Here is a 24,390-nt window from a genome sequence, read left to right as displayed (position 1 = left end):
GTGTGGGTGGCTGTGCGGGCCGGCGGGCATGGGCTCGTGGCGGTGCAGGTGGTGACCGTCGTCGTGTGCGTGCGCATGTTCGTGGTCCATGGCCTCATGGTCGTGTTCATGCCCGTGGTCTTCGGCCAGGTGAATGAGCACACCGGCCACCATGAGCACCCCGCCCGCCAGCAGCAGCCCGCTGGCCGAACGCTCGCCCAACGCAAAGGCCCCGAGCGCGCCGATGAAGGGCGCGAACGCGAACACCGAGCCGGTGCGCGCGGCGCCAAAGTGGCGCTGCGCCAGCAGGTAAAAACGCAGGCTGAGGCCGTAGCCGGTGGCGCCCACGGCGAGCAAGGCCAGCGCGGCGGGCAGCGCCGGCAGCGGCTCGCCCCAGGCGAATCCGATGGCGGTGGTGACGCTGGCGCCCAGCGCGGCCTTGGCCAGCACCACCTGCCCCGGGTCGCGCTCGGCCACGCCGCGCGAGAGGGTGTTGTCCACCCCCCAGGCGACGGTGGCCACGGCCACGGCGAGCAGGCCGAGCAGCTGCACCTGGCCGGTGAGGCCCTGGTCGATCACCAGCAGGGCGCCGCCAGCCAGCAGCAGGGCCACGGCGGTCTTGACACGGCCGTCGAGCACCTCGCCGTACCAGCGCCAGGCCAGCCCCGCCGTGAACACGGCTTCGAGCGTGAGCAGCAGCGAGGCGCTGGCGCCGCTGGTGCGCTGCAGACCCCAGGCCAGCGCCACCGGACCGACGACCGCGCCCGCCGCCACCATGGCGAGCAGACGCGGCACATCGCTGCGGCGCAGCGGCGCTTCCACCGCCACGCCTCGGCGCTGGAACAGTGCCACGAGAGCCGCGCCAGCGTAGAGCAGCGCGGCGGTGCTGAACGCGCCGAGGCCCTGGCCAAAGCGCTGCACCAGCGGCGTGCTGAGGCCAAACAGGGCGGCGGCCAGCAGGGCCAGCGCGCCGCCACGCAGCACGGGCGACGCCCCAACACCGGTGGATGCTTGACGGGGGTTCACGGTGGACACCAAGGATCAAGGTGGTTGCGCCGGACATGACGGGAGAGGAAGGACATGGTCACAAATCATCCCACGCTGGCACGGCCGGGTCGGCACGCTCTCTGTGGGACCTGTTGCTCATCGGCACCGGTCTGAATCCTTTCATGACGGGCACGGCATCCGATGGCCATTCAACCAACGGTCCACGTCGTAGCATCGGCGCTTCACCACGTGAACCGCCACCCGCCATGCCGAAGCCCGCCCCGCCCCGCACGCTGCTGTCCCTTGCCCTTACCCTCGCCCTGAGCCTCGCCACCGCGGCGGCCTGGGCGCAAACGCCGGCCCCGGTGCCGGCCGAAGCGCCGCCCGCCACACCCGAAGGGGCCAGCGCCACCTGGGGCGCCGGGCTGCTGGTCAGCGCCGAGGTCTTGCCTTACCGGGGTGCGGGCCATCAGCTGCGCGCGCTGCCGGTGCTGCAGTTTGAAAACAACTGGCTCCGGGTCTTCGGCCCGGTGCTCGACCTCAAGCTGCACGACGCCGAGAACCGCAACCTCGCCCTGCGCCTGCGCTACGCCGACACCGGCTATGAGGCCAAGGACTCTGCCTTTCTGGCGGGCATGGCCGAGCGCAAGAACAGCGTGTGGCTGGGCGCCAAGGGCGAGTGGCGCAACGGCATCGGGCAGCTCTCGGGTGAGTGGCTGACCGACGCTTCAGGCCACAGCAAGGGGCAGCAGCTCAAGGTGGTCGCCGAGACGCTGAAACACGTGGGCCCGGTGGGCATCGTGCCGCGCCTGGGCCTGGTCTGGCAGGACCAAAAATACGTGGACTACCACTTCGGCGTGAGCGCTTCAGAGGCCCGCGCCGGGCGCCAGGCCTACGCGGGCAAGGCGGCGGTGAGCACCGAGATCGGCGTGCGACTGCTGCACCGGCTGGCCCCGCAGCAATCGGTGTTTCTGGACCTGAGCGCCACCGCGCTGGGCTCGGCCATCAAAGACAGCCCGCTGGTGGACCGCCGCTGGGTATCGGCCGCGCGACTGGGTTACGTTTACCGCTTCTGAATCTGAAGCTAGACACCCCCCGCGCCGCTTTGCCACTGGGCTGCACCGTTTATGGCACCGGAAAGGGCACTCCGGCGACATGTAAAACTGCACATACAACGCCGTGAGCGGTCTGACGGACGGCTACCATCGAACGATGCACTTCTTCGATGCCGACGCCACCCGAGCCGCCCTGCCCTTTGACCGACTGATCCCCGCGTTGCGCGAGCGCTTCGCGGGCGGCTGTGAAACCCCTCCCCGCCACGTACACGAGATCATCAGCCCCATTGGCGAGGCTGGCGGCGACCCCGCCGCCCGGCGCATGACCTCGCTGATCATGCCGGCCTGGATCGCCGGCCGGTACTACGGCGTGAAGATCGTCAACATCGCGCCCGGCAACGCCAAGCGCGGCCTGCCCGGGCTGCACGCCACCTACATGCTGTTCGACGCGCGCACCGGCGCACCGCTGGCGCAGATGGACGGCGACGTGGTCACGGCGCGGCGCACGGTGGCGGCCTCTGCGCTGGCGGCCTCGTACATGGCGCGGGCCAACGCCAGCCACCTCTTGCTGGTGGGCGCCGGCCGCGTGGCGCGGCTGCTGCCCGAGGCCTACCGCACGGTGCGGCCCATCGAGCGCGTGACGGTCTGGGCACGGCGCGAGAGCGAGGCCCAGGCGCTGGCCGATCAGCTGCGCGGCCAGGGCTTCAACGCCAGCGCCACCAGCCAGCTCTCGGTGGCCTGCGGCGAGGCCGACATCGTGAGCTGCGCGACGCTCTCGACCGAGGCGCTGGTGCGCGGCGCCTGGCTCGCGCCGGGCTCGCACCTCGACCTGATCGGCAGCTTCACGCCCGCGATGCGCGAGGCCGACGACGCCTGCTTCGAAGGCGCCCGCCTGTTCCTCGACACCGACGAGGCGCTGCAGAAAAGCGGCGACCTGTTGATCCCGATGCAGCACGGCGCGCTGCGCGCCGAAGACGTGCGCGGCACGCTGACCACACTGTCCAAGGGCGTGGCCACCGGCCGCAAGAACGACACCGAGCGCACGGTGTTCAAGTCGGTCGGCACGGCACTGGAAGACCTGGCCGCGGCGATCCTGGTGCACGAGTCGGCGGGCGGCTGAACCACCCAAGCGGCAGCGCGGCGCTCATACGGGTTTGCAATCAAAGTGAGAACAAGGCGCGAAGCCGTAGACAGTGCTACAGCACGGCAAGGCGAAGCAACGCAGTTATCGCTTTGATTGCAAACCCGTATCAGACGTCGTCGCCCGCGTCCTCCAGTGGCGGCAACAACCCACCCTCGGTGTTCAGCGCGCGGGCCTGGGCCAGCAACAGGTCCATCAGCTCGCTCAGCTGTTCGCGCTGCTCGACCGAAAAAGGGGCCAGCAACTCGCGCTGGATGGCCGCGATGCGCGGCAACACCTCGCAATAGACGCGCCGGCCCTCGTCGGTGAGAAACACATGCACCTCGCGCCGGTCGGAGGGCTTGGGCTCGCGCCGCACCAGCTTTTTGTCAACCAGGCGCGTGAGCGCGCGCGAGGTGCGCGCGCGGTCGAGCAGGGCGCGCTCGGCCAGCTCGGAGCTGAGCACGCCCTCCACATCGGCCAGGCAGGACAACACGCGCCACTCGCGCCGCGTGATGCCGTAATCGCGCTCGCACATGCGCACCACCAGCGGCCCAGCGGTGGCGTGGATGCGGTAGAGCCGGTAGAGCAGCAGGTCGTTCTGCCCCTGCGGGTCGGTCATGCGGTCGTGGGCGGGCATCGGCGAAACGGTCTCAGGGAAAACACCGGGAACGATTGATTTCTGCAATTGATTGTCTGTCCCTAGCATGCGGGGTTCCAGCGGGGAAACACCTGCTCCACCCGGAGACCACCATGCACCGACGCGTCCTCTTGACCCTTCCTCTCGCCCTGGCGGCAGCGCTCGCCCTGCCCGCTGCGGCTCAGGACAAACCGCCGCTGAAAATCGTCGTGGGTTTCCCGCCCGGTGGCTCGGCCGATTTGTTGGCCCGGCTGATGGCCGAAGGGCTGAAGAACGACTTCTCACAGGTGATCGTGGAGAACAAGCCCGGCGCAGCGGGCCGCATCGCGCTGGGCCTGGTCAAGCGCGCACCGGCCGACGGCCAGACCGTGGTGCTGCTGCCCAGCGGGCCGATGGTGCTGTTCCCGCACGTCTACAAGAAGCTGGAATACGACGCAGTGAACGACTTCACGCCCATCTCGCTGCTGGCCCACTTCCAGTTCAGCGTGGTGGCCGGCGCCGGCGTGCCGGTGAAGAACGTGAAAGACATGATCGCGCGCGCCAAGGCCGAGCCGGGCAAGGGCACCTATGGCACACCCGGCCTGGGCTCGCTGCCGCACTTCATGGGCGTGATGTTCAGCCAGAAGGCCGGCGCCGAACTGAACCACGTGCCGTTCCAGGGCGGTGGCCCGGCCAACACGGCATTGCTGGGTGGGCACATCGACTACAAGTTCGACGTGGTCACCGAGACCGCCGAGCTGCACCGCGCGGGCAAGGTGCGCATCATCGGCGTGACCGGCAGCAAGCGCGACCCGCAGGTGCCCGAAGTGCCCACGCTCCAGGAACAGGGCGTGGACATGGTGGCCACGGCCTGGTTTGCCATGTACGGCCCGGCCGGCCTCAAACCCGAGGTGCGCGACATGCTGAGCGCGGCCGTGGCCAAAGCCGTGCGCACGCCCGCACTGAAGGCCAAGCTGATCGAGCAAGGCTACGAGCCGGTGGGCTCCACGCCCGCCGAGCTGGCCGCCGCCCAGGCCGCCGACCTCAAGCGCTGGGAAGGCCCGATCAAGGCCACCGGCGTGCAGCTGGACTGACCCCTTCTTCCCCTCGCAGAGACTTCACATGAACCCGATCCGCCGCAACGCCCTGCTCGCCCTGGGCGCCGTTTCCCTGAGCGCCATCTGCTGCACCGCTGCGCTGGCGCAGGCACCCGCCTGGCCGAGCAAGCCGGTGCGCATCGTCAACAACTTTCCGGCGGGCGGTCCGGCGGACATCATCGCGCGGGCGGTCGCCGAGGCGCTGCAAAAGAGCAGCGGTCAGAGCGTGATCGTGGAAAACAAACCGGGCGCTGGCGGCAACATCGGTGCGGCCGAGGTGGCCAGGGCCGCAGCCGATGGCAACACCGTGTTCTTCGGCATCGACACCGCCTTCACCGTCAACCCGCACATCTTCCCCAGCATGCCCTTCAAGCTCGGGAACAAGGCCGGTGAGCTGCGGCCGCTGGTGGTGATTTCGTCCAACGGCCTGCTGCTCGGCACCTCGGCGGCCAAGGGCATCCGCTCCATGCCCGAGCTGATCGGTGCCGGCAAGTCGCGCGGGGTGAACTTCAGCTCGGGCGGGCCGGGCAGCCCGGGCCACCTGGGTGTGGCCATCTTTTCACAAGCGGCCAACGTCAAGATCACCCACGTGCCGTACAAAGGCAACACGCCCGCCGTGCTGGCGCTGCTGTCGGGCGAGGTGGACGGCGGCATCCTTTCCAGCACCGGCATGCTGCCGCACGTGAAGTCGGGCAAGGTGGTGCCGATCGCCATCACCAGCCGCCAGCGCAGTGGCCTGCTGCCGGACGTGCCGACGGTGGCCGAGCTGGGCTACCCCGATCTGGAAAACGAGGTGATCACGCTGTGCATGGTGCCGGGCGCCACGCCCGAACCGGTGGTGGCCGCGATGCAGAAGGCCGTGCTCGACGTGGTCAGCTCGCCCGCGCTGAAAGAACGCCTGGCCTCGATGGACATGCGCTTTGAGGGCCTCACGGGCGCCGCCGCGACCAAGCGCCTGACCGACCTCTCGACGCGCTACGCCAAGATCGTCAAAGCAACCGCCATGAAGGTGGAGTGAGCAAGCGCCCATGACCCGACCCAACATCATCTACATCGTCAGCGACGACCTGGGCTACGCCGACCTCGGCTGCTACGGCGGGCGACAAGCGCAGTTCGGCGCCGTGTCGCCGAACATCGACGCGCTCGCCGCCGGCGGCCTGAAGCTCACCGAGGGCTACAGCAATTCGCCGGTGTGTTCGCCCACGCGCTTCGCCATGGCCACCATGCGCTACCAGTACCGCCTGCGCGGCGCGCTGGACGAGCCGATCAACAGCCGCAGCAAAGGCAGCGCCACGCTGGGCCTGCCGCCCGAGATGCCCACCCTGCCTTCGCTGCTGAAAGAGGCGGGCTACCGCACCGCGTTGATCGGCAAATGGCACCTGGGCTACCCGCCGCACTTCGGCCCGCTGCGCTCGGGATACGAAGAATTTTTCGGCATCATGGCCGGCGGGGTGGACTACTTCACCCACTGCAGCAGCAGCGGCGACCACGACCTGTACATCAACGACGAGACGCACAAGGAAGTGGGCTACCTGACCGACGTGTTTTCGAACAAGGCGGTGGAGCATGTCAGGGCGCGCGCGGCCGAGGCGCACAGTGGCACACCGTTTTTCCTGAGCCTGCACTACACCGCGCCGCACTGGCCCTGGGAAACCCGCGACGACGCGCACGTGGCGCCCGAGGTGGCGGCCAACCTGTTTCACCTGGACGGCGGCAACGTCGAGGCCTACCGCCGCATGATCCACCACATGGACGAGGGCATCGGCTGGATCACGGCCGCGCTGCGCGAAGAAGGCCTTATGGAGAACACGCTGATCGTCTTCACGAGCGACAACGGCGGCGAGCGCTTCAGCGACAACTGGCCGCTGGTGGGCGGCAAGATGGACCTGACCGAAGGCGGCATCCGCGTGCCCTGGATCGCGCACTGGCCGGCGGTGATTCCGCCCGGCTCGGTGAGCGCGCAGCACAGCCTGACCATGGACTGGTCGGCCACGATGCTGGACGTGGGCGGCGGCGAGGCCCACCCGGACTACCCGCTGGACGGCGTGTCGCTCGCGGCCCTGCTGCGCGACCCGGCCCACCGCTTCGAGCGGCCCATGCACTGGCGCATGAACCACCGCGGCCAGCGCGCGCTGCGGGAGAGCGACTGGAAGTACCTGATGGTGGACGGACACGAGTACCTGTTCAACATCGCCAGCGATGCGCGCGAGCGCGCCAACCTCGCGAAGCGCGAACCGCAGCGGCTCGGCGCGATGCGCGAGCGCTGGCTGGCCTGGAACGCGACCATGCCGCCGATCCCGGACGACGCGACGGTGAGCCTGGGGTATGGCGTCAAGGACATGCCAGCACGGTAACCCCCCGCGCCGCCTGCGGCGTCACCCCCCAAGGGGGCGATGCGAGTGGCCTGGCGGAGCCAGTTCCACCGCATCCTGGGTTGGTGCATTGCTCGCCGGTGGCGTTGCTGCGCGCGTTGCTTTCGATCCATCGCCAATAATTGCCCATGTCCCGCCTGCACCGCCTCTTCCCCTTTCTGAACTGGCCCCGGCCGGACGCGGCGTTGTTGCGTGGCGAGGCGCTGGCGGGGTTGACGGTGGGGCTGATGGTGATTCCGCAAGGGGTGGCCTACGCGGCGCTGGCGGGCATGCCGTTGATCACGGGCATCTACGCGTCGATGCTGCCGGCGCTGGTGGCGGTGCTTTTCAGTGCGTCGGTGCGGCTCTCGGTCGGGCCGACGGCGCTGACCTGTTTGCTGGTGAGCGCTTCGCTCACCGGGCTGGCCGAGCCGGGCAGCGCGCGCTGGATCGAGCTGGCGGTGTGGCTGGCCCTGCTCACCGGCGGGTTGCAGATCGCGCTGGGCTTTGCGCGCTTCGGCTGGCTGCTCAACCTGGTGAATTCACCGGTGCTGATGGCTTTCACGCAAGGCGCGGCGCTGCTGATCATCGGCTCGCAGCTGCCGGCCCTGCTGGGCTTCGCACAGGGCTGGGCCACGCTGTTCGCCCACCCCGCCGTGCACCTGCCCACGCTGGCGTTCGGCGTGGTGTCGCTCGCGGCCCTGTTGCTGGCGCGGCGCTGGCGGCCCGGCTTTCCCAGCGTGTTGCTGCTGGTGGTGGGCTCGGCGGCCCTCAGCGCATGGACCGGTTTTGAGGCCGGCGGCGGCGCGGTGATCGGCGCCCTGCCGCAGGGCTTCCCGGCGATCTACGCGCCGGGCTGGCCGGGCTGGGACACGCTGGGCCAGTTGCTGCTGCCCACGCTGGTGATCACGCTGGTGAGCTTTCTGGAAACCGCATCGAGCGCCAAGGTGGACAACGCGCAACGTGGCCAGCGCTGGGACCAGGACCAGGACCTGATCGGCCAGGGCCTGGCCAAGCTGTCGTCGGCGCTGGTCGGCGCGTTTCCCACCAGCTCCTCGTTCTCGCGCTCGGCGCTGAACCTCTACGCCGGCGCACGCACGGGCTGGGCCACGGTGTTTTCGGTGGTGGTGGTGCTGGTCGCGGTCTTGCTGCTGACGCCGCTGCTGGCGCACGTGCCGCTGGCGGTGCTGGCGGCCATCGTGGTGGTCGCGGTGTTGGGGCTGATCAAGCCGCGGGCGTTCGTGAAACTGTGGCAGCTCTCGCGGGTCGAGGCGTCCATCGCCGGCACCACGCTGGCGGTCACGGTGCTGGCCTCGCCGAAGCTGTATTGGGGCGTGCTGGCTGGCGTGCTGATGGCGCTCTCGCACTTCCTGTACCTGCGTTTGCACCCACGCATCATCGAAGTGGGCCTGCACGCCGACGGCAGCTTGCGCGACCGCCACCTCTGGCAGCTGGCGCCGCTGGCGCCGAACATGGCGGCGCTGCGCATGGACGCGGCGCTGGATTTCGCCACCGCCAACGCGTTTGAACGCACGCTGACCGAACAACTCACCGCCCACCCCGGCACACGCCACGTGATGCTCATTGCCCACCCGATCAACTGGGTGGACGCGACCGGCGTGGAGGCCTTCGGCCGCGTGCAGGCACTGCTCGCCGAGCAGGGCATCACCCTGCACCTGGTGGGCATCAAGCTGCCGGTGGAGACCCTGCTGAGGACCGCCGGCCACTTGCAGGACGGCCCCGGCCTTCGCCTGTACCGCACCGAAGCCGAGGCGCTGCGCGCCTGTGCGGTGCTGCGCGGCGAAGTGGCCGACTGGGTCAGCCCTTGAACCCGAGCGCCCTGCACCCATCTCATCTTTTTCAGGAGTTGCACCATGTCCCGTCTTCCCACCTACTACGTGTCTCACGGCGGCGGCCCCTGGCCCTGGATGCGCGAGCAGAACGGCCCGCGCTACGACCAGCTCGAGGCCTCGCTGCAGGCCATGGCCCGCGAGGCGGGGAATGGCGTGCGCGCCGTGCTGGTGGTCACCGCGCACTTGGAGACGCCGTCGTTCATGGTGTCGTCGGCCGCGCAGCCCGGCATGCTGTACGACTACTACGGCTTCCCCCCGCACACCTACCAGATCCACTACCGCGCACCCGGCTCACCGGCGCTGGCGCAGCGCGTGCAGTCGCTGCTGAATGCGGGCGGCGTGGAAGCCGGCCTCGACCCGGAGCGCGGCTTCGACCACGGCACGTTCTCCGTCATGCAGGCCACCTACCCGGAGGCGCGCCTGCCGGTGGTGCAGCTCTCGCTGCGCGCGGACTTCGACCCCGCAGCCCACCTCGCCGCAGGCCGCCTGCTGGCGCCGCTGCGCGACGAAGGCGTGCTGATCCTCGGCAGCGGTTTGAGTTACCACAACCTGCGCCTGTTCAACGCCAGCGGCGCGCTGCCTTCGCAGCAGTTCGACGCCTGGCTGCAGACCACGCTCACCGCGGCCTCACCGGCCGAGCGCGATGCGCTGCTCACGCAATGGGAGCGCGCGCCTTCGGCCCGCATCGCGCACGCTCGCGAAGACCACCTGATCCCGCTGATGGTGGCGGTGGGTGCGGCACACGAAGAGGCCGGCACCTGCGTGTACCACGAGGACGCGTTTTCCGGCGCCCTGACCACATCCAGCTTCCGGTTTGGCGCGGCCCCCGCAGCCTGACGCACTCCCTGCCGAGGCAACCCGACCCGCACGCCCGTCAGCCGGAAGGCTGAGGGCAAGTCGCGTGCCTGATTTTTTCCAAATGACGTGAAAAGAAATCGGGGTTTTTCTTTCCACAGGCACATCGTTTGCCGGCACAGGAGGAGATGGAGCCAGCTGCCCGCGCTCGTGCACAGAGACCCGCAGGCGGTGCTTCAGGACGAACTTTGCGACCCACCTTCCAGCCCTTCCACCACTCTGTATGGCTCTCCCCGACCCTCCCTTCCCTGCGGTCGTTGTCGGCGCGTCGACTGGCGGCATCAGTGCGTTGATGCAATTGATGGCCCACCTCCCTGCGCGGTTCGACGCAGCGGTGCTGGTGGTTCAGCACGTGGGCGCTTTGCCCAGCCTCTTGCCAGAGTTGCTCAGCAAAGCCGGCCCGAACCCTGCCGTGCATGCGTCACAAGGTGATGCGCCCAGACCGGGCGTCGTGTATGTGGCGCCGCCCGACCATCACATGCTGCTGGAACCTCAGGCGATTCGCCTGACCCGCGGTCCCAAAGAAAACCACGCGCGCCCGGCCATCGACCCCTTGTTTCGCTCCGCAGCACTGCACTGGCGCGAGCGGGTGATCGGCGTGGTCCTCACTGGGTGCCTGGACGACGGCGCCGCCGGGACCGTCGCCATCAAGGCCTGTGGCGGCAGCGTTCTCGTTCAGGATCCCGTCACGGCTCAAGAGCGCGGCATGCCGGACAGTGCCCTGGCCACAGGGGCCGTGGATTTTTGTGGCGACATCGAATCCATCGCAGGACAGCTGAGGCAGCTTGTTGAGTCGCGAAGCGCGGAACGCCCGCGCGACCCCGCGGCTCTACCAGAACAGGTCGCCCGTGAGGTTTGCATCAACCGTGGAGAGGCACTTATGGAACACGTGAACGCGATCGGATCGCCCTCCGGTCTTTCCTGCCCCGAGTGTGGGGGGAGTCTTTGGGAAATCAGGGACGAATCGATGTTGCGCTACCGGTGCCACACCGGCCACGCGTTCAGCGGGCGCAGTCTGGCACACAGCCAACTGGAAACCACGGAAGAAGCCCTGCGAAGCAGCATTCGAGCACTGCGCGAGCGCGAGCATCTTCTGCGGCGTCTGGCGCAGGTTGCCCGCACGCAAGGCGACCTAACACAGGCGTTGGCGGGGGAAAGCCAGGCGGACCTTTTGCTTGATCAGTCGAAGCGGCTCACAGGGCTCATAGAGGGTGAATCCGAGCGCGGTCCCGCGCATAATCGTCGCCTTCTTGAACCGAGATCAAGATGATCCCACCCTCGCCCGACCCGATCGAAAAGCAGCATCCCGAGCCCTGCGATGACGCGATCCCCACGAGGGGCTACCAGATGGTGCCCTTGGTCGGGATGGGGGGTTCCGCTGGCGCCATTCCTGCACTTCAGCACTTTTTCAAAACCGTTCCCAGCGACAGTGGCTTGGCCTTCGTCGTCATCCTGCATCTCTCTCCGGACCATGAGAGCACGTTGCACACGGTGCTTCAGCGGTGCACGTCTTTGCGGGTGGTTCAGGTGGTGGAACGGGTCAAGATCGAGCCCAATTCGCTGTATGTGATTCCGCCGCGCAAGTGGTTGCGCGCGGTGGATGGTTTCCTGGAATCAGACGACATGACCGCAGGGTCTGGTCGCCATGTCGCGGTGGACCTGTTCTTTCGCTCTCTCGCAGACAACCACGGCCCCCATTCGGCAGCCATTGTCCTGTCAGGAGCGGACGCCGATGGATCCATTGGCATCAAACGCATCAAGGAACGGGGGGGTCTGACCATCGCCCAGGACCCTCAGGAGGCCGAGCAAACCGACATGCCCTTGTCGGCCATGGCCACCGGCATGGTCGATTGGGTGCTGCCGGTCGGCGACATGGTCCACCGATTGGTGACCTACTTTCGGCTGGAGAACGAACTCAAGCTGCCGCCCGTGGATCCGCCCGCCACGCGGTCGCACGAGGCCGAGGACGCACAAGAGCGTGCGTTGAGCAACGTGCTGAACTTTCTTCGCACCCGCACAGGTCGTGATTTCACCTGTTACAAGCGCGCGACCATTCTGCGGCGCATCGGGCGGCGCATGCAGGTCAATGGCAACGACGACCTCGTCGCCTATCTCGCCAGCCTGCGGATGCGGCCGGGCGAAGCGGGCGCCCTGTTGCAGGACCTGCTCATCAGTGTCACCAACTTCTTTCGAGACGCAGAGTGCTTTTCTGCACTGGAGGCGGAGGTGCCCGCGCTGTTCGCAGCCAAACGGCCCGACGAACCGGTGCGCGCCTGGGTCGCGGCTTGCGCCACCGGTGAGGAGGCTTACTCGGTGGCCATGTTGTTGACCGAACACGCCCAGTCGTTGGACACCCCTCCCGAAATACAGGTTTTTGCCACCGATCTGGACGAGCAGGCCATCCAGATGGCGCGCGACGGTTTGTACCCGACCACCATTGAAGCGGATGTCTCGGCGGAACGTCTCAGGCGCTTCTTCATCAAGGAAGCTCACGGCTATCGCGTGAGCAGCGATCTGCGCAAAAAGCTGCTGTTTGCGCAACACGATGTGCTGAAGGATTCACCGTTCTCCCGGGTGGACCTCATCTCCTGCCGCAACTTTCTCATCTACCTGAAGCAAGCGGCGCAGGAGCGTGTGTTCGACATCTTCCACTACGCATTGCTGCCCGGCGGGAGGCTGTTCCTGGGCTCTTCGGAATCCATCGACGAGGGCAGTGAACTGTTTTCGGCGCTCGACAAAACCCACCGCCTCTACGCGCAGCGCCCGGGCCATCGCAGTCTCAAATCCATGCCGTCTGGCCCCGGCACACTGGCGTTGGCGCTCAACTCCCGGCTCATGGTGCCGGGACAGCTCAGCGCCGGTGTCGCATTGACGCCAACGATGCCCTTTCCCGCCCGCATGCCGAAGGGCATGGAGGGGCGCCATCACTCCTGGGGCGAGCTGCACCTTCGCCTGCTGGAGGAACTCGCACCGCCGTCGGTGCTGGTGGACTCGGAATACGACATCGTCCACCTCTCTCAACGCGCAGGCCAATACCTTCAGTACAGCGGAGGAGAGCCGAGCCGGAACCTGTTGCGCATGGTCCATCCCAGTCTGCGCATCGAACTGCGCGCAGCGCTGTACCAAGCCGCACAGAACCTGTCGGCGGCGGTCGTACCGCCCATCTCGGTGGAACTGGATGGAGCGACGGCGCTGGTCGGCATTCGGGTCCAGCCAGCCAGCGAACTCGGCGAGGGCATGTTCCTTGTGGTTTTTGAACGGGCCTCGCCCTCCGACGGCCAGCCCCAGGACGAGCCCAAAGCGACCCCGGCCGAACCCATCGCCCGTCACCTGGATCGGGAACTGGAGCGTCTCAAGGCGCACCTGCGCGAAACGGTGGAGCAATACGAAGCCTCTACCGAGGAACTCAAAGCGAGCAACGAAGAGTTGCAGGCCATGAACGAGGAGCTGCGTTCTGCCACAGAAGAGCTGGAAACGGGTCGTGAGGAACTGCAGTCGATCAACGAAGAACTGAGCACCGTCAACCATGAACTCAAGATCAAGGTGGAAGAGCTCGGCCAGGCCAACAGCGACATGCACAACCTCATGGACGCCACGGCCATTGCCACCGTGTTCCTGGACCGTGATCTGCGCATCACTCGATTCACGCCCTCGGCCGTCGAGATTTTCAATTTCATCCCCGCTGACATCGGACGCCCGCTCACCGATCTGACGTCTCATCTTCACTATGGCCAGCTCGGCGAGGATGCGCGACTGGTGCTGGAGCGCCTGGTGCCGATCGAGCGCGAGGTGGGCCAATCTGACGGAACCTGGTTTCTGGCTCGGCTGCGACCCTACCGAACGATCGACGACAGGATCGCGGGCGTGGTGCTCACCTTTGTGAACATCACCGAGCGCAAGCGGGCCGAAGAGGTGAGGCTGTGGCTCTCAGCGGTGGTCACGGCGTCCAGCGACGCGATCATCAGTTTCTCGCTCGACAAGACCATCCTCAGCTGGAATGGCGGCGCCGAGCGCATCTTCGGCTTTACCGCGGTCGAAGCCATCGGAAAGCCGTTGAACCTTCTGATGGTCGACGAAGATGGCAACAGCGATCTCCAGATCGAGGCATTGCGCAGAGGAAAAACCATCGAGAACCACGACGCCCTCCGGCGACACAAGGACGGGCATCACATCCACGTGGCGATCACGGTGTCACCGATCCGCGACGATGCCGGAAAGGTGATGGCGGGCACCACGATGGTTCGCGACATCTCCTCTTCTCGCGAAGCGGCCGAGGCACTGCGCAGCAGCGAACAACTCATGCGCATGGTGATCGAAAACGCCACCGAATACGCCATCTTCTCCACAGACCTGCAGCGACGCATCACCATCTGGAACTCCGGAGCGGAGCGCATCCTCGGCTACACCGAGCGCGAGGTCCTGGGTCAGACGGCCGACATCATCTTCGTCCCCGAAGATCGGTCTGCCGGGATCCCGGCCAAAGAGACCGGTATCGCCCTGGCAGAGGGGCGCTCGGCGGATGACCGATTCCACCAACGCAAGGACGGCAGCCGCTTCTGGGCCAGCGGTTCGATGATGTTGATGCGCGATGCGAACGGAGAAGCCGCTGGATTCGTGAAGATACTGCGCGACCAGACCGCTGCGCGGCAGGCAGAGGAGGCCCTGCACAAAAGCCAGGAAGAGTTGCTCGCGGCCTTGTCCATCACAGACCGTGCGAGGCGCGACCTTGAGGCAGCGGACACGGCCAAAGACCGATTCCTGGCCGTGCTCTCCCACGAGCTGCGAAATCCCCTGGCGTCCATTGCCAGCGCCGCGGACCTGCTCAACCTGGCCACGTCCAACGCGAAAGACCGAACCATTGCCGGCGAAGTGATCGCGCGACAGTCGCACGCGATGCGCACCCTGCTGGACGACTTGTTGGACATTTCACGGCTGCGCCTCGGTCGACTGGACATCCAGCGTCGCCCGGTGGGTCTCGGTGGCATCACATTGGGTGCGATAGAAACCACGCGTCCTTTGGCGGACGCTGCGGAGCATCAACTGTCGGTCCAGTTGCCCTCGCATGAGATCGAGGTGCTTGGCGACCCCATTCGCCTGGGACAGGTGGTCATGAACCTTCTCACCAACGCGATCAAGTACACCCCTCCCAAGGGGCTGATTTCTGTTTCGCTGGAGCTCGTCGGCGAAGAGGTTGTCGTGGTGGTCACTGACAACGGTATCGGTCTTGCGCCCGGCGACATTGATCACGTCTTCGACATGTTCACGCAGATGACCGACGCCTCGAAACGCCACCAGGAAGGCCTGGGCATCGGTCTGGCACTGGTGAGCGACATCGTTCGACTGCACAACGGCCGGGTGGAGGCATCGTCGCCCGGACCGGGCAAGGGAAGCAGCTTTCGTGTGTTCTTGCCTGTGCTTCGAACCACCAGAGCAGCCCCCAGTCTGGCCGTTCCTCCCACCGTCGCCCGACCGGATTCGACCCCCGACACGCCGCCCGACAATGAATCCTTGCGGGTGCTCGTTGTAGACGACAACCGAGACATGGCGTGGAGCCTGGCCAAGCACCTGGAGTTGACGGGCTACGCCATTCGCATGGCAACCTGCGGAGAAGATGCGCTCACCATGGCAGAGGAATGGCAACCAGCCGTCCTGATTCTGGACATTGGCTTGCCGGACATCGAAGGGCGGGAGGTGGGGCGGCGCCTGAGAGCCCGACCAGGAGGCGCCGGCTTGATTCTGATCGCGGTCACGGGATGGGGCCAGGAACGCGACGTGCGCCAGTCGCTTGAAGCGGGTTTCGATGCGCATCTGACGAAGCCCATACAGATTCAGCAGCTGCTTGAAATCATGGATGAGCAGATCGCCCGTCGAGGCAAATGAGTTCCGGGCCACGCCCCGTTTTCGAGCCGTGTGTTGCCCGGCGCGCGCTGGGTGGGTGGCAGCAGCCACCTGCCGCCCGGCGCCTTCCTACGCTAGGGGCTTCGGAAGGCCTCTGCTCTGTATCGCACCCGACCTTGGCGAGTACCGCGTCAGTGCATCAAGCAGCTCCACGTCGACCTGTGCCCTCCGCTCGCCATAGACCTCGGCTTTGAGCCAAGCCAGTTCGGCGTTCAGCGCGTCTTCACTGCCCACGCCACAGAACCAGACTCGGGCATCGCCATCCCAGCGGTAGCCGCGCCCTTTGAGCTTGTCTTTGCTCTCGAACGGTGCGCCAGTGGCCCGCAGCTTGTAGCTGGGCGCCATGGACGCTGCGATCAAACGGCCCAGACCTGTGGTGGCGCCGTCTGCCTCGGAACTGCTGAGCACCTGAAGCAGCGCGTGACAGTCCACCAGCGCGCGGTGGGCGTCGTAGAACCAGCCGCGGTCCTGTGCCAACGCACTGAGCTTGGCCGATTCCGCACCTTGGGCCTTCCAATCGATGTCCGCGAATGAGCAGGCCCAAGGCTTGTGCGCAAAACCCGGGAAACGCCCCTCCACAAACGGGCGGTCGAAACCGGCGTTGTGTGCGATGACCAGGTCGGCACGCGCCAGCAGAGCTTCTACGCTGGCGTTGTCCAGATGCTGCCCCCGGACCATCTCGTCGGTGATGCCGGTGACTTGCTTGGCCACGTCCGGGATGGGCATGCCCGGATCTTCAAAACCTTCAAAGGTTTCCACCGCGCCGAAGGGACGCCCGGTGGCGGTGTCCACCTGCACCAGCAGCATCGCGAGCTCGATGATTTTGTTGCCGGCGTGGGACAACCCGGTGGTCTCCGTGTCGAGGATCAGCACCCGCTTCGCTGTGGAGTTCACATCGTGTCCACTGGGCGAGGCGCCGTGGTCCAGCACCGGCACCAGCCGCCGCAGCACCCGGTAGTCGGGGTGCGCATCCAGGCACCGCGCAATCTCTTCAGGTGTGAGCTGCAGGGCTGCCGCGGTGGCGCTGGGCTGCGTTTTGCGGTCCTCGGGCGGATCGAATTCGAAGCTGGTTTGATTCATGAGATCGTGCCGATCAGCTCGGCCCACTGCGCGTCTGAGCTTGGCCCAAGGAACCGGGCGCCCGTCTAGGAGCTACCCATCGGCCAAGATGGCCGCACGGCTCGGAAAATGGCAGTTGACGGAGCGCGGGAGGAGATGACTTGAAAGCGGCGTGGGCCATGAAGATCCCACGTAAGTCATTGATTTTGGTGCGGCTGGCGGGGATCGAACCCACGACCCTTGGCTTCGGAGAGCAGGAAACCATCTGGTATATCGGATGGTTTCAAGGGGCGCCTTGCGGCATCAATGGGTGTTTTTCGAGGAGGAAATGGCTGAACTCAACGCAAGTGACAGGACACAGTTGAGTCTAACAACACCGATCAGAGTCCAGTCTATGCTGAGCAGCTCGGCTTGTCGATGCATGCGGATCTTGCATCGCACGACCATCGGTCCAATCGCAAAAGGTGGACTTCAAAGCGCAATTCCACTCAACGAGGCGATGTTGTTTTAGGAAGTGTCATCCATCGATCCAACGCCCTGATGTCCACATCCTCCAACGCTCCGACATGTGCTTTGAGCTTGAGCGTCGCCATCAACGCATCCACCTGCGCCCGCATGAGGTCCCTGCGTGTGGTGAACAGTTGTTGTTGAGCGTTGAGCACATCGGAATTGATGCGCAGCCCGACCTCGTAGCCCATCTGGTTAGCTTCGAGGGCGACGCGGCCAGAAGTTTCGGCGGCCTTGAGGGCCTGGGCTTCAGCGAGGAAGCCAGCGGCTTCGAGGTAGGCGGTTTCAGCGGCCAGGGCCGCTTCTGCGCGCACACGCTGCAGGTCGATGTCTTTCTGCTCCTGCAACGCCGCCGATTCACGCACCCGACTGCTGTTCAGGCCGCCGTCATACAGGGGGAAGTCCAGGCGCACGCCGATGTATGCGTCCCACTGCTTGCCGTAGCTACGGTTGCGGCTCGCCGGTCGCGAGGTGCTGGTGTCGACCGTGCTCTGGCTGCTGGTTTGGGTATTGCTGTCGGTGGTGGTCTGTGTGCGGGCGTTGCCGAACGCGCTGGCGCTGGAGGTGGTGCTGGTCGTTTCGCTGGCACTGCTGCTCGAAGCGTTGGACTGGTCGGTCTGTGCAATGCTACTGCGCGTACGGCTGGTGTCTCGGCTGCGGTTGGCGATGAGGTTGGCGACAATATCGAGCGTGGGCTTGTATGCGTCGGTGTGTTTATTCAGTTCTTTCTGCGCAATGCGCAGGCCGAGCAACTCGATCTGGACTTCGTAGGCCTGCTCCTGAGCCTGGGCGCTCCACTGGTCGAGGTCGCCCGGCATGGTGAAGCCACTAAGCAACTCGTCGACGCGCAGTTGCTGCACCGCCTCTGCACGCTGGCCGATCAGGGCTTGCAGAGATGTGTGCTTAACCTTGAGAGTATTGCGAACGGCAACCTCTTGGGCAAGCACGGCGTCTTTTTTCGCCTGCGCTTCGCGCACGTCGGCGATGGTTACCACGCCTTGCTCGAAGCTGTTTTCCGCGACGGCGAGCTGCTGCTCGATGGCGGCTTTCTGCACCGCCAGCGCGGCGAGGCTCTCGCGCGCGAGCAGCACATCGAAGTAGGCGCGCGCCACGCGAAGGGCGACGTCCTGCCGGGACGCCTTCAACTGTAGCAAGGCTTGCTCTTCGACTAACTGGCTTTGCTCCACCTGGCGATTCAGGCTCGGGCGGTAGATCGGCCAGGTGAAGTTGATCGCGGATTCGGCCTTGAGGCTGTGCACGCTTTGGGCGCTGCTTTGGCGCACAGCGGAGTTGGTGTTTTCTGATATCTGCTCGTTACGGAGAGTGTCACTCGTGGTCTGGGTTGAGGTGTTTAGGCCGTCTCGGGTTTCGGTGGTGGACCCGGTGGACTGGGCGGTGGTGTCGGTCCCATTCTGTTCCGCCACGACTTCTTCGAGCCGACTGCTGCTGGTGGGCGCACTGGTGGATGCCTTAAGGTCCGCGCTCAGCATGACGTTGGGCCGAAGCGCGGACCGGGCCTGCGGCACCTTTTCCTGCATGGCCCGGTAGGCGGCCTGGGCGGCTGCGTAGGTGCGGTCTTTTTGCAGCGCCAGTTCGTAGGCGCGCAGCAGGGTGAGGACGCCAGGCTCGGGTGGAGCGGCCACGGCAGTCGCAAGCGCAAGGGCAAGGCCCAGGGCAAGAACAGTGCGAAAAAAGGACAAGGTCATACCTGACTCACCGCTCCCTCAGGCTCTCGCTGGCGCCGCGCATCAGCGGCGCCAAGAAATACTCGATGATCCGGCGCCGGCCGGTCTTGATTTCCACCGACACCGCCATGCCCGGAGAAAGCGTGACAGGCACACCGTCGACCTGGATGTCGGAGCGCGTCATGCGTAGGCGGGTGGCGTAGATGAGGCCAAGCTTCTCGTCGCTGATGGCGTCGCGCGAGACGGAGGCGACTTCGGCGTGGATGGTGCCGTACTTGGTGTACTGGAAGGTTTCGACCTTGATCTCCGCTTCCTGTTTCGGGTGTACGAAGCCGATGTCTTTGTTCTCCAGGAAGGCCTCGACCTCCATGTTGGCGTCGTGCGGCACCACGATCATCAGCGCCTGCGCCGGCGTCACGACGCCGCCGACGGTGTGGATCGCCAGTTGCTGGACGGTTCCGTCGACCGGAGAGGTCAGCGTGGTGAGCCGGTTGCGGGCGTCGGCCTTGAGCTGCTCCTGCTCCAGTGCGGCGATCTTCTGCTGACCTTCGGTGACGCTGTCGAGGTGGATGCGGCGGGTTTCGGCGCTCAGCTCGGTGCGCTGGCTGCGCGCCTGCCGGATCGCGGCACCCAGCTCCTGCAGGCGGCTCTTCTGGCTGGCGAGGTCGGCTTGCTGTTCGATGCGGGCCTGCTCGCGGTCCAGATACCCGTGTTTGGAGACGAAGTTTTTGTCAACGAGGTTTTTGTAGTTCTGTGCCCGTTGTTGGGCAATGGGCAGGGTCTGCTCCAGCTTGGCAACCAGTTCCTGGGTAGAGTTCAACTCGGCCACGCGTTGCGCGATCTCGGCGTCTATGCGGCTTTGTTTCGCCGCGTATTCGGCGAGCTGGCCCTCGAGTAGGCTCTGGGCTTCCTGGAAACTGGACTCGTCAACGCCTTCCGGACTCACGAGCGTGGCCCTGCCGGCGCCGTCGAACGTGGCCAGCACGGCCTTGGACCGCGCCACCTGCAGCCGCGCTGCCGAGAGCTCGCTGCGCACGCGATCAACATCCGCGCGGGCACTCGTCGGGTCCAGTTCGATCAGCACGTCGCCGGCCTTGACCGCCTGCCCGTCGGTCACTCGGATGGCGCGGACCGAGGCGGTTTCAAAGGGCTGGATGGTCTTGGTGCGATCATTGGGAACAATCTTGCCCTGCGCCGTGGCAACCACGTCGATCTGGCCGAAGATGGACCAAAGCAAAGCCAGTAGAGCAAAGGCGATGATCAGCCACATCGCCACCCTCGGCGCGGGCGACACCGGGGTCTCCTGCAACGACAGGGCAGCGGGCAAGAACTGCGCCTCGTGCGGCTGGCGCGGCTCGGGCTCCATCTCTTTGCGGTGCTGCCAGGCGTGGCGCCAGACGGCGCCGTAGCGCTGCAAAAGGTCACCCAAGGCTTGAAGACGAACCCCCATGCTCAGCCCCCCTGCTGCAACCAGCACAGCTGGGCGTATTGACCGCCTTCAAGCTTGAGCAGTTCTGCGTGCGGGCCCTCCTCGACAATCTGGCCCTTGTCCATGACGAGGATGCGGTTGGCGTCCCTCACGGCGGAGAGGCGGTGGGCCACGATGATGACGGTTCGCCCTTGGGAGATGGCTTTCATGTTGTTCTGAATGATGCGTTCGCTCTCGTAGTCGAGCGCACTGGTTGCTTCGTCAAAGATCAGTACGCGGGGGTTGGTCAGCAAGGCGCGCGCGATGGCGATGCGCTGGCGCTGCCCGCCGGAGAGTGAAGAGCCGTGTTCACCCACCAGGGTGTCGTAGCCCTCGGGCAGTTCAAGAATGAAGTCGTGCGCACCCGCCAGGCGCGCCGCCTGCATGACGGACTCCAGCGGGGCGCCCGGATCGGCTAGCGCGATGTTCTCGCGCACGCTGCGCGCAAACAGCACGTTATCCTGCAGCACGACGCCGATCTGGCGGCGCAAGGAGTTGGGGTCCGCCAGCGCGAGGTCCATGCCATCCACCAGCACGCGACCTCGTTCGGGCACGTAGAGCCGCTGGACCAGCTTGGTGAGCGTGCTCTTGCCCGAGCCCGAACGCCCCACCACGCCGATGACTTCGCCCGGCTGGATCTCCAGCGTGACGCTGCGCAGGACCTCTGGACCATCGGCGCGGTAGCGGAACACAACGTTGTCAAAGCCGATGCGTCCGGCCAGCGGCGGCAGGGCGCTTTTCTGGCCAGCCAACTCGGTTCGGGTATTGAGGATGTCGCCTAGGCGCTGAACCGAAATCCCCGTCTGCTGGAAATCGGTCCAGAGCTGCGCCAGCCGCATCACCGGCTGCGCCACCTGCCCGGCCAGCATGTTGAAGGCGATCAGCTGACCGACGCTGAGCTTGCCCTCGATCACCAGTTTCGCGCCGAAGTACATGGTGCAGACCGTGACCAGCTTGGACACCAGGGAGACGCCTCCGTTGGCCAGCGTACCGATGGTGGCCGTCTTGAAGCTGGAGGACACATAGGCCGCCAGCTGGTTGTCCCAGCGGCGCGTCCACTGTGGCTCGACCGCCATGCTCTTGACAGTGTCGATGCCGCTGATGGTCTCCACCAGGAAAGCCTGGTTCTCGGCACCCCGGTTGAACTTCTCGTGCAACCGGGCGCGCAGGACGGGCGTGAACAACGCGGAAAGGATGGCGTAACACGGCAGCGAGGCCACCACGATCAGGGTCAGCCAGCCGCTGTAGTAGGTCATCACCGCCAGAAACACCACCGAGAACAGCAGGTCCAGCACCAGGGTCAAGGCGTTGCCAGTCAGAAAGGCTCGGATGTTTTCCAGCTCACGAACCCTTGCCACAGATTCACCGACCCGCCGGGCCTGAAAGTACGCCAAGGGCAGTCCCAGCAGGTGCCGAAACAGACGCGCACCCAGCTCGACATCAATGCGACTTGTGGTGTGCGCAAATATATAGCTGCGCAAGGACGTCAATGACACATCGAACAGCACCACCACCACCAACCCGACACCAATGACGTCCAGCGTGGTGTATCCGCGATGCACCAGAACTTTGTCCATCACGACCTGGAAGAACAGCGGCGTGATCAAAGCGAACAGCTGCAACACCAGGCTGACCGCCAGCACCTCCAGCAGCAGCTTGCGGTACTTGACGATGGCGGGGATGAACCAGGAGAAGTCGAACTTCGCCAACTCGCCAGCCAGAGACGCGCGCGAAGTGAAAAGGATCAGCTCTCCCGCCCACCGGGTGCGAAGCTCGTCCAGGCTCAGCTTCTCCGGCCGCCCCACGCTCGGGGACTGGATCAACACCTGTGTGCCCGACGCGTCGTCCTGCGCGCGAGCCAGGATGAAGAACTCGGCACCGCCCTGCGCGTCCTTGCCCACAGCCATAGCAGGCAAGGGGGTTTTGGATAGTCGATCCGCCTGCACCCGGACCCGCTTGGCCTGCAATCCGAGCTTGCGGGCTGCCAGCAAAACCTCCTGCGTGCCGATGGGGCGTCCATCCACCGCAAACTCATGGGCCAGCTGCGCAGGGTCGGCCGCCACGTTGTGCAGCCGAGCTATCAAAACCAGACAAGACAGACCAGAGTCAATGCGATCAGACATTTTTATTTGATTCAACAACAGCACCACTCCGGGTGCCTGCCTGAGCTTGCATCAATGCACTCTCGACAAAAGACAGCACTTCACCAAAATAATCAACCCCAACCCGCTGCCCGAGGGTATGCGCTCCAATTGCTGCACTTCTACGAGACCACCCTTCATCAAACCGAAGCCGTTCGTAGGCCTGCTGGAGCGCAGAGGCATCCCACCCTGGCTCGAGACAAATGCCCAAACCCTGTTTCTGAATGCGCCGCCCAACCATCTGCTTCTCAAGGTCAGTAGGAAAGATCAGCTGGGGCACATTTGCCAGCACCGCACGGGTTGAGATCCCGACAGAGCCGTACCCAACGATCAGTGAAGCGGTTTCAAACAATGGGTGCAACTCAACCGGCTCGGTATGTATGACAAGCCCTTGGGTGTGCCTGTCATACATGCTTGAGTCGTGGTCTGGCCAGAAACAAACCACTGAATTGCTGGCCTGAAGCAGACATGTCAGCAGGGACGGTGCAATGGCGTTTTCGCGGATGTACACGAAGATTCGGTACACCTCCTGCCCAGCGACGCTTTCGGGCCAATGGGCAGCATGGGGCTTCCCAGGCTCCGAAAAAAATGGGGCGTACACCTCACCCACCCGGCATCCATAGGGATCTGTTTGGGGAATGCAATCCAACAACAAACGGGGATAGGAAAACAGATCCCGGAGCCTGATGTTCCTCCTCGTCCCAAAAGATCGCAGGACTTGGTGCAGGATCGTATTCACCGAGGTTGTCTCTGCCATTTCTGCAGCAGAAACCTCACCCGTGCTGGACCTGAATCGCCCGATTCCTGTGTGATCGGGGGGAGGAGCGTCGAAACCACTGCTGACATGAAGCGCCGGAACGCCGGACAACCATGCGGTCAAGCAAGCAAGCGGGGCGTAGTCCAGCACCACACATGCCGGTTTGACGACAGAAAAGAGCCGTTGCCAAGCAGCCAGAGCCCCAGTGAGCCAGGGGCCATCCGTCCATCCCTGTGCAGCAAGCACACCGGCAAACGAAGACAGCTGCATGGGCGCGCACCACCCCATGGAGTGGCGAGGCTCCCTGACCACGAATTGCTCACAGGAGAGCGTCTTGAGCTCAGCTCCATAGCGAGCCGCGATCGCAGGAGAAACGGCCAGCGTCACCCTCAGCCGTTGCGCCTGCAGACGCCACACAGTGGCCTGGACTCGAACCAAGTGTCCCAGGTTGAGCCCCCGCTCCCAAGCGAGCAGCACATCTGCATTGCCAACATCAACAATCACTGCCACCCTACGGCGATGACCGGCATCAATACCGACTGATAGCTCTCCGGCAGATGGCTCACACCGGCAGCAGGTGGAGCAAATGAAGCCATGGCCGCAACCAAAGCATCTACCTGGGCTGTTTGCAAAGAAAGCTCACTGGACAACACGACCGCCTCAACCCTGGCTTGGTCGTTGGCATACCAATCGGCCAGAGTCAACGAGTCCGACGTTCCCACAATGCTCAGCACCAGATCGTTGCTGGCTCTTTGGAGCCAGATTTGATCGGCGGAGACCTCAGCCCCGATGTGCAGCGTGTCAAATCCACCGCCGGACACCTCCCGAATCACATCGTTTCCGCCGCCGCGACCCCAGTGATACTGTTCGTTGCCCCATCCTCCAACAAGTTGATCGTTGCCAGCGCCACCGTCCACCACGTTGGTGGCGCCTGCGTTGGCATAGAGGATGTCGTCCCC

The 24,390-nt window shown here is 65.3% G+C and carries 17 protein-coding genes; 9 read left to right on the top strand and 8 right to left on the bottom strand.

Annotated features, from left to right (window positions below):
* Positions 1-1,005 (bottom strand): DMT family transporter (locus tag B0E41_RS23105; RefSeq protein WP_077334918.1); only part of this gene is annotated, 1,005 nt, incomplete at its 3' end.
* Between the two features lie 227 nt (positions 1,006-1,232).
* Here B0E41_RS23105 and B0E41_RS23100 point away from each other — a divergent pair.
* Positions 1,233-2,042: a MipA/OmpV family protein gene (locus B0E41_RS23100; RefSeq protein ID WP_077334916.1), complete on the top strand. Its 810-nt coding sequence runs from the start codon at positions 1,233-1,235 to the stop codon at positions 2,040-2,042.
* 136 nt (positions 2,043-2,178) lie between these two features.
* Positions 2,179-3,141: an ornithine cyclodeaminase family protein gene (locus B0E41_RS23095; RefSeq protein ID WP_077334914.1), complete on the top strand. Its 963-nt coding sequence runs from the start codon at positions 2,179-2,181 to the stop codon at positions 3,139-3,141.
* A gap of 130 nt (positions 3,142-3,271) precedes the next feature.
* On the opposite strand, the gene B0E41_RS23090 is transcribed toward B0E41_RS23095, so the two are convergent.
* Positions 3,272-3,781 (bottom strand): MarR family transcriptional regulator, encoded by a 510-nt coding sequence (locus B0E41_RS23090; RefSeq protein WP_171984851.1) that lies wholly within the window; start codon positions 3,779-3,781, stop codon positions 3,272-3,274.
* A 113-nt stretch (positions 3,782-3,894) separates the two neighbouring features.
* Between B0E41_RS23090 and B0E41_RS23085 the strand changes: the two genes are divergently transcribed.
* The 7 genes from B0E41_RS23085 to B0E41_RS23055 all read left to right on the top strand — a co-directional run bounded on the left by B0E41_RS23085 (position 3,895) and on the right by B0E41_RS23055 (position 15,796).
* A complete protein-coding gene (locus B0E41_RS23085) occupies positions 3,895-4,854 on the top strand; it encodes a tripartite tricarboxylate transporter substrate-binding protein (protein ID WP_077334910.1) in 960 nt (319 codons plus the stop codon).
* Between the two features lie 28 nt (positions 4,855-4,882).
* Positions 4,883-5,875, top strand: a complete 993-nt coding sequence (locus tag B0E41_RS23080; RefSeq protein WP_077334909.1) for a tripartite tricarboxylate transporter substrate binding protein — start codon at positions 4,883-4,885, stop codon at positions 5,873-5,875.
* A 10-nt stretch (positions 5,876-5,885) separates the two neighbouring features.
* Positions 5,886-7,211, top strand: a complete 1,326-nt coding sequence (locus B0E41_RS23075) for a sulfatase-like hydrolase/transferase (RefSeq protein WP_077334907.1) — start codon at positions 5,886-5,888, stop codon at positions 7,209-7,211.
* 146 nt (positions 7,212-7,357) lie between these two features.
* Complete coding sequence (locus B0E41_RS23070) at positions 7,358-9,037, top strand: SulP family inorganic anion transporter (RefSeq protein WP_077334905.1); 1,680 nt, start codon at positions 7,358-7,360, stop codon at positions 9,035-9,037.
* Positions 9,038-9,082: 45 nt separating this feature from the next.
* Positions 9,083-9,898 carry a class III extradiol ring-cleavage dioxygenase gene (locus B0E41_RS23065; protein WP_077334903.1) on the top strand — a complete coding sequence of 272 codons (816 nt, stop codon included), beginning with the start codon at positions 9,083-9,085 and terminating at the stop codon, positions 9,896-9,898.
* Positions 9,899-10,139: 241 nt separating this feature from the next.
* The gene (locus B0E41_RS23060) at positions 10,140-11,186 is read left to right on the top strand and encodes a chemotaxis protein CheB (RefSeq protein ID WP_077334901.1); all 1,047 of its coding nucleotides are present in this window, start codon (positions 10,140-10,142) and stop codon (positions 11,184-11,186) included.
* Positions 11,183-15,796 carry a PAS domain S-box protein gene (locus tag B0E41_RS23055; protein WP_077334899.1) on the top strand — a complete coding sequence of 1,538 codons (4,614 nt, stop codon included), beginning with the start codon at positions 11,183-11,185 and terminating at the stop codon, positions 15,794-15,796. Before B0E41_RS23060 ends, B0E41_RS23055 begins: the two co-directional genes overlap by 4 nt.
* 87 nt (positions 15,797-15,883) lie before the next feature.
* Here B0E41_RS23055 and B0E41_RS23050 read toward each other — a convergent pair whose 3' ends face one another.
* The 6 genes from B0E41_RS23050 to B0E41_RS23025 all read right to left on the bottom strand — a co-directional run.
* Positions 15,884-16,894 carry a 3'-5' exonuclease gene (locus B0E41_RS23050; protein ID WP_077334897.1) on the bottom strand — a complete coding sequence of 337 codons (1,011 nt, stop codon included), beginning with the start codon at positions 16,892-16,894 and terminating at the stop codon, positions 15,884-15,886.
* A gap of 467 nt (positions 16,895-17,361) precedes the next feature.
* Positions 17,362-19,086: a TolC family protein gene (locus B0E41_RS23045; RefSeq protein WP_077334895.1), complete on the bottom strand. Its 1,725-nt coding sequence runs from the start codon at positions 19,084-19,086 to the stop codon at positions 17,362-17,364.
* Positions 19,087-19,093: 7 nt separating this feature from the next.
* Positions 19,094-20,515, bottom strand: a complete 1,422-nt coding sequence (locus tag B0E41_RS23040; protein ID WP_077334893.1) for an HlyD family type I secretion periplasmic adaptor subunit — start codon at positions 20,513-20,515, stop codon at positions 19,094-19,096.
* A gap of 2 nt (positions 20,516-20,517) precedes the next feature.
* A complete protein-coding gene (locus B0E41_RS23035; protein WP_077334891.1) occupies positions 20,518-22,656 on the bottom strand; it encodes a type I secretion system permease/ATPase in 2,139 nt (712 codons plus the stop codon).
* Positions 22,649-23,701, bottom strand: a complete 1,053-nt coding sequence (locus B0E41_RS23030) for a hypothetical protein (protein WP_143433980.1) — start codon at positions 23,699-23,701, stop codon at positions 22,649-22,651. The genes B0E41_RS23035 and B0E41_RS23030 overlap by 8 nt, the downstream gene beginning before the upstream one ends.
* Positions 23,702-23,931: 230 nt before the next feature.
* A partial coding sequence (locus B0E41_RS23025; protein WP_290440863.1) for a calcium-binding protein occupies positions 23,932-24,390 on the bottom strand: 459 nt, incomplete at its 5' end.

This window comes from Hydrogenophaga sp. A37, from assembly GCF_002001205.1.
Lineage (GTDB): Bacteria > Pseudomonadota > Gammaproteobacteria > Burkholderiales > Burkholderiaceae_C > Hydrogenophaga.
The sequence above is the reverse complement of the archived record's forward strand: the minus strand, read 5'-3'. Positions and strand labels throughout refer to the sequence as shown.

Excerpts from the sequence above, each read along its gene's own strand:
- B0E41_RS23100 (WP_077334916.1), top strand. The coding sequence starts at position 1,233 with ATGCCGAAGCCCGCCCCGCCCCGCACGCTGCTGTCCCTTGCCCTTACC.
- B0E41_RS23095 (WP_077334914.1), top strand. The coding sequence starts at position 2,179 with ATGCACTTCTTCGATGCCGACGCCACCCGAGCCGCCCTGCCCTTTGAC.
- B0E41_RS23090 (WP_171984851.1), bottom strand. The coding sequence starts at position 3,781 with ATGCCCGCCCACGACCGCATGACCGACCCGCAGGGGCAGAACGACCTG.
- B0E41_RS23085 (WP_077334910.1), top strand. The coding sequence starts at position 3,895 with ATGCACCGACGCGTCCTCTTGACCCTTCCTCTCGCCCTGGCGGCAGCG.
- B0E41_RS23080 (WP_077334909.1), top strand. The coding sequence starts at position 4,883 with ATGAACCCGATCCGCCGCAACGCCCTGCTCGCCCTGGGCGCCGTTTCC.
- B0E41_RS23075 (WP_077334907.1), top strand. The coding sequence starts at position 5,886 with ATGACCCGACCCAACATCATCTACATCGTCAGCGACGACCTGGGCTAC.
- B0E41_RS23070 (WP_077334905.1), top strand. The coding sequence starts at position 7,358 with ATGTCCCGCCTGCACCGCCTCTTCCCCTTTCTGAACTGGCCCCGGCCG.
- B0E41_RS23065 (WP_077334903.1), top strand. The coding sequence starts at position 9,083 with ATGTCCCGTCTTCCCACCTACTACGTGTCTCACGGCGGCGGCCCCTGG.
- B0E41_RS23060 (WP_077334901.1), top strand. The coding sequence starts at position 10,140 with ATGGCTCTCCCCGACCCTCCCTTCCCTGCGGTCGTTGTCGGCGCGTCG.
- B0E41_RS23055 (WP_077334899.1), top strand. The coding sequence starts at position 11,183 with ATGATCCCACCCTCGCCCGACCCGATCGAAAAGCAGCATCCCGAGCCC.
- B0E41_RS23050 (WP_077334897.1), bottom strand. The coding sequence starts at position 16,894 with ATGAATCAAACCAGCTTCGAATTCGATCCGCCCGAGGACCGCAAAACG.
- B0E41_RS23045 (WP_077334895.1), bottom strand. The coding sequence starts at position 19,086 with ATGACCTTGTCCTTTTTTCGCACTGTTCTTGCCCTGGGCCTTGCCCTT.
- B0E41_RS23040 (WP_077334893.1), bottom strand. The coding sequence starts at position 20,515 with ATGGGGGTTCGTCTTCAAGCCTTGGGTGACCTTTTGCAGCGCTACGGC.
- B0E41_RS23035 (WP_077334891.1), bottom strand. The coding sequence starts at position 22,656 with ATGTCTGATCGCATTGACTCTGGTCTGTCTTGTCTGGTTTTGATAGCT.
- B0E41_RS23030 (WP_143433980.1), bottom strand. The coding sequence starts at position 23,701 with ATGCAGCTGTCTTCGTTTGCCGGTGTGCTTGCTGCACAGGGATGGACG.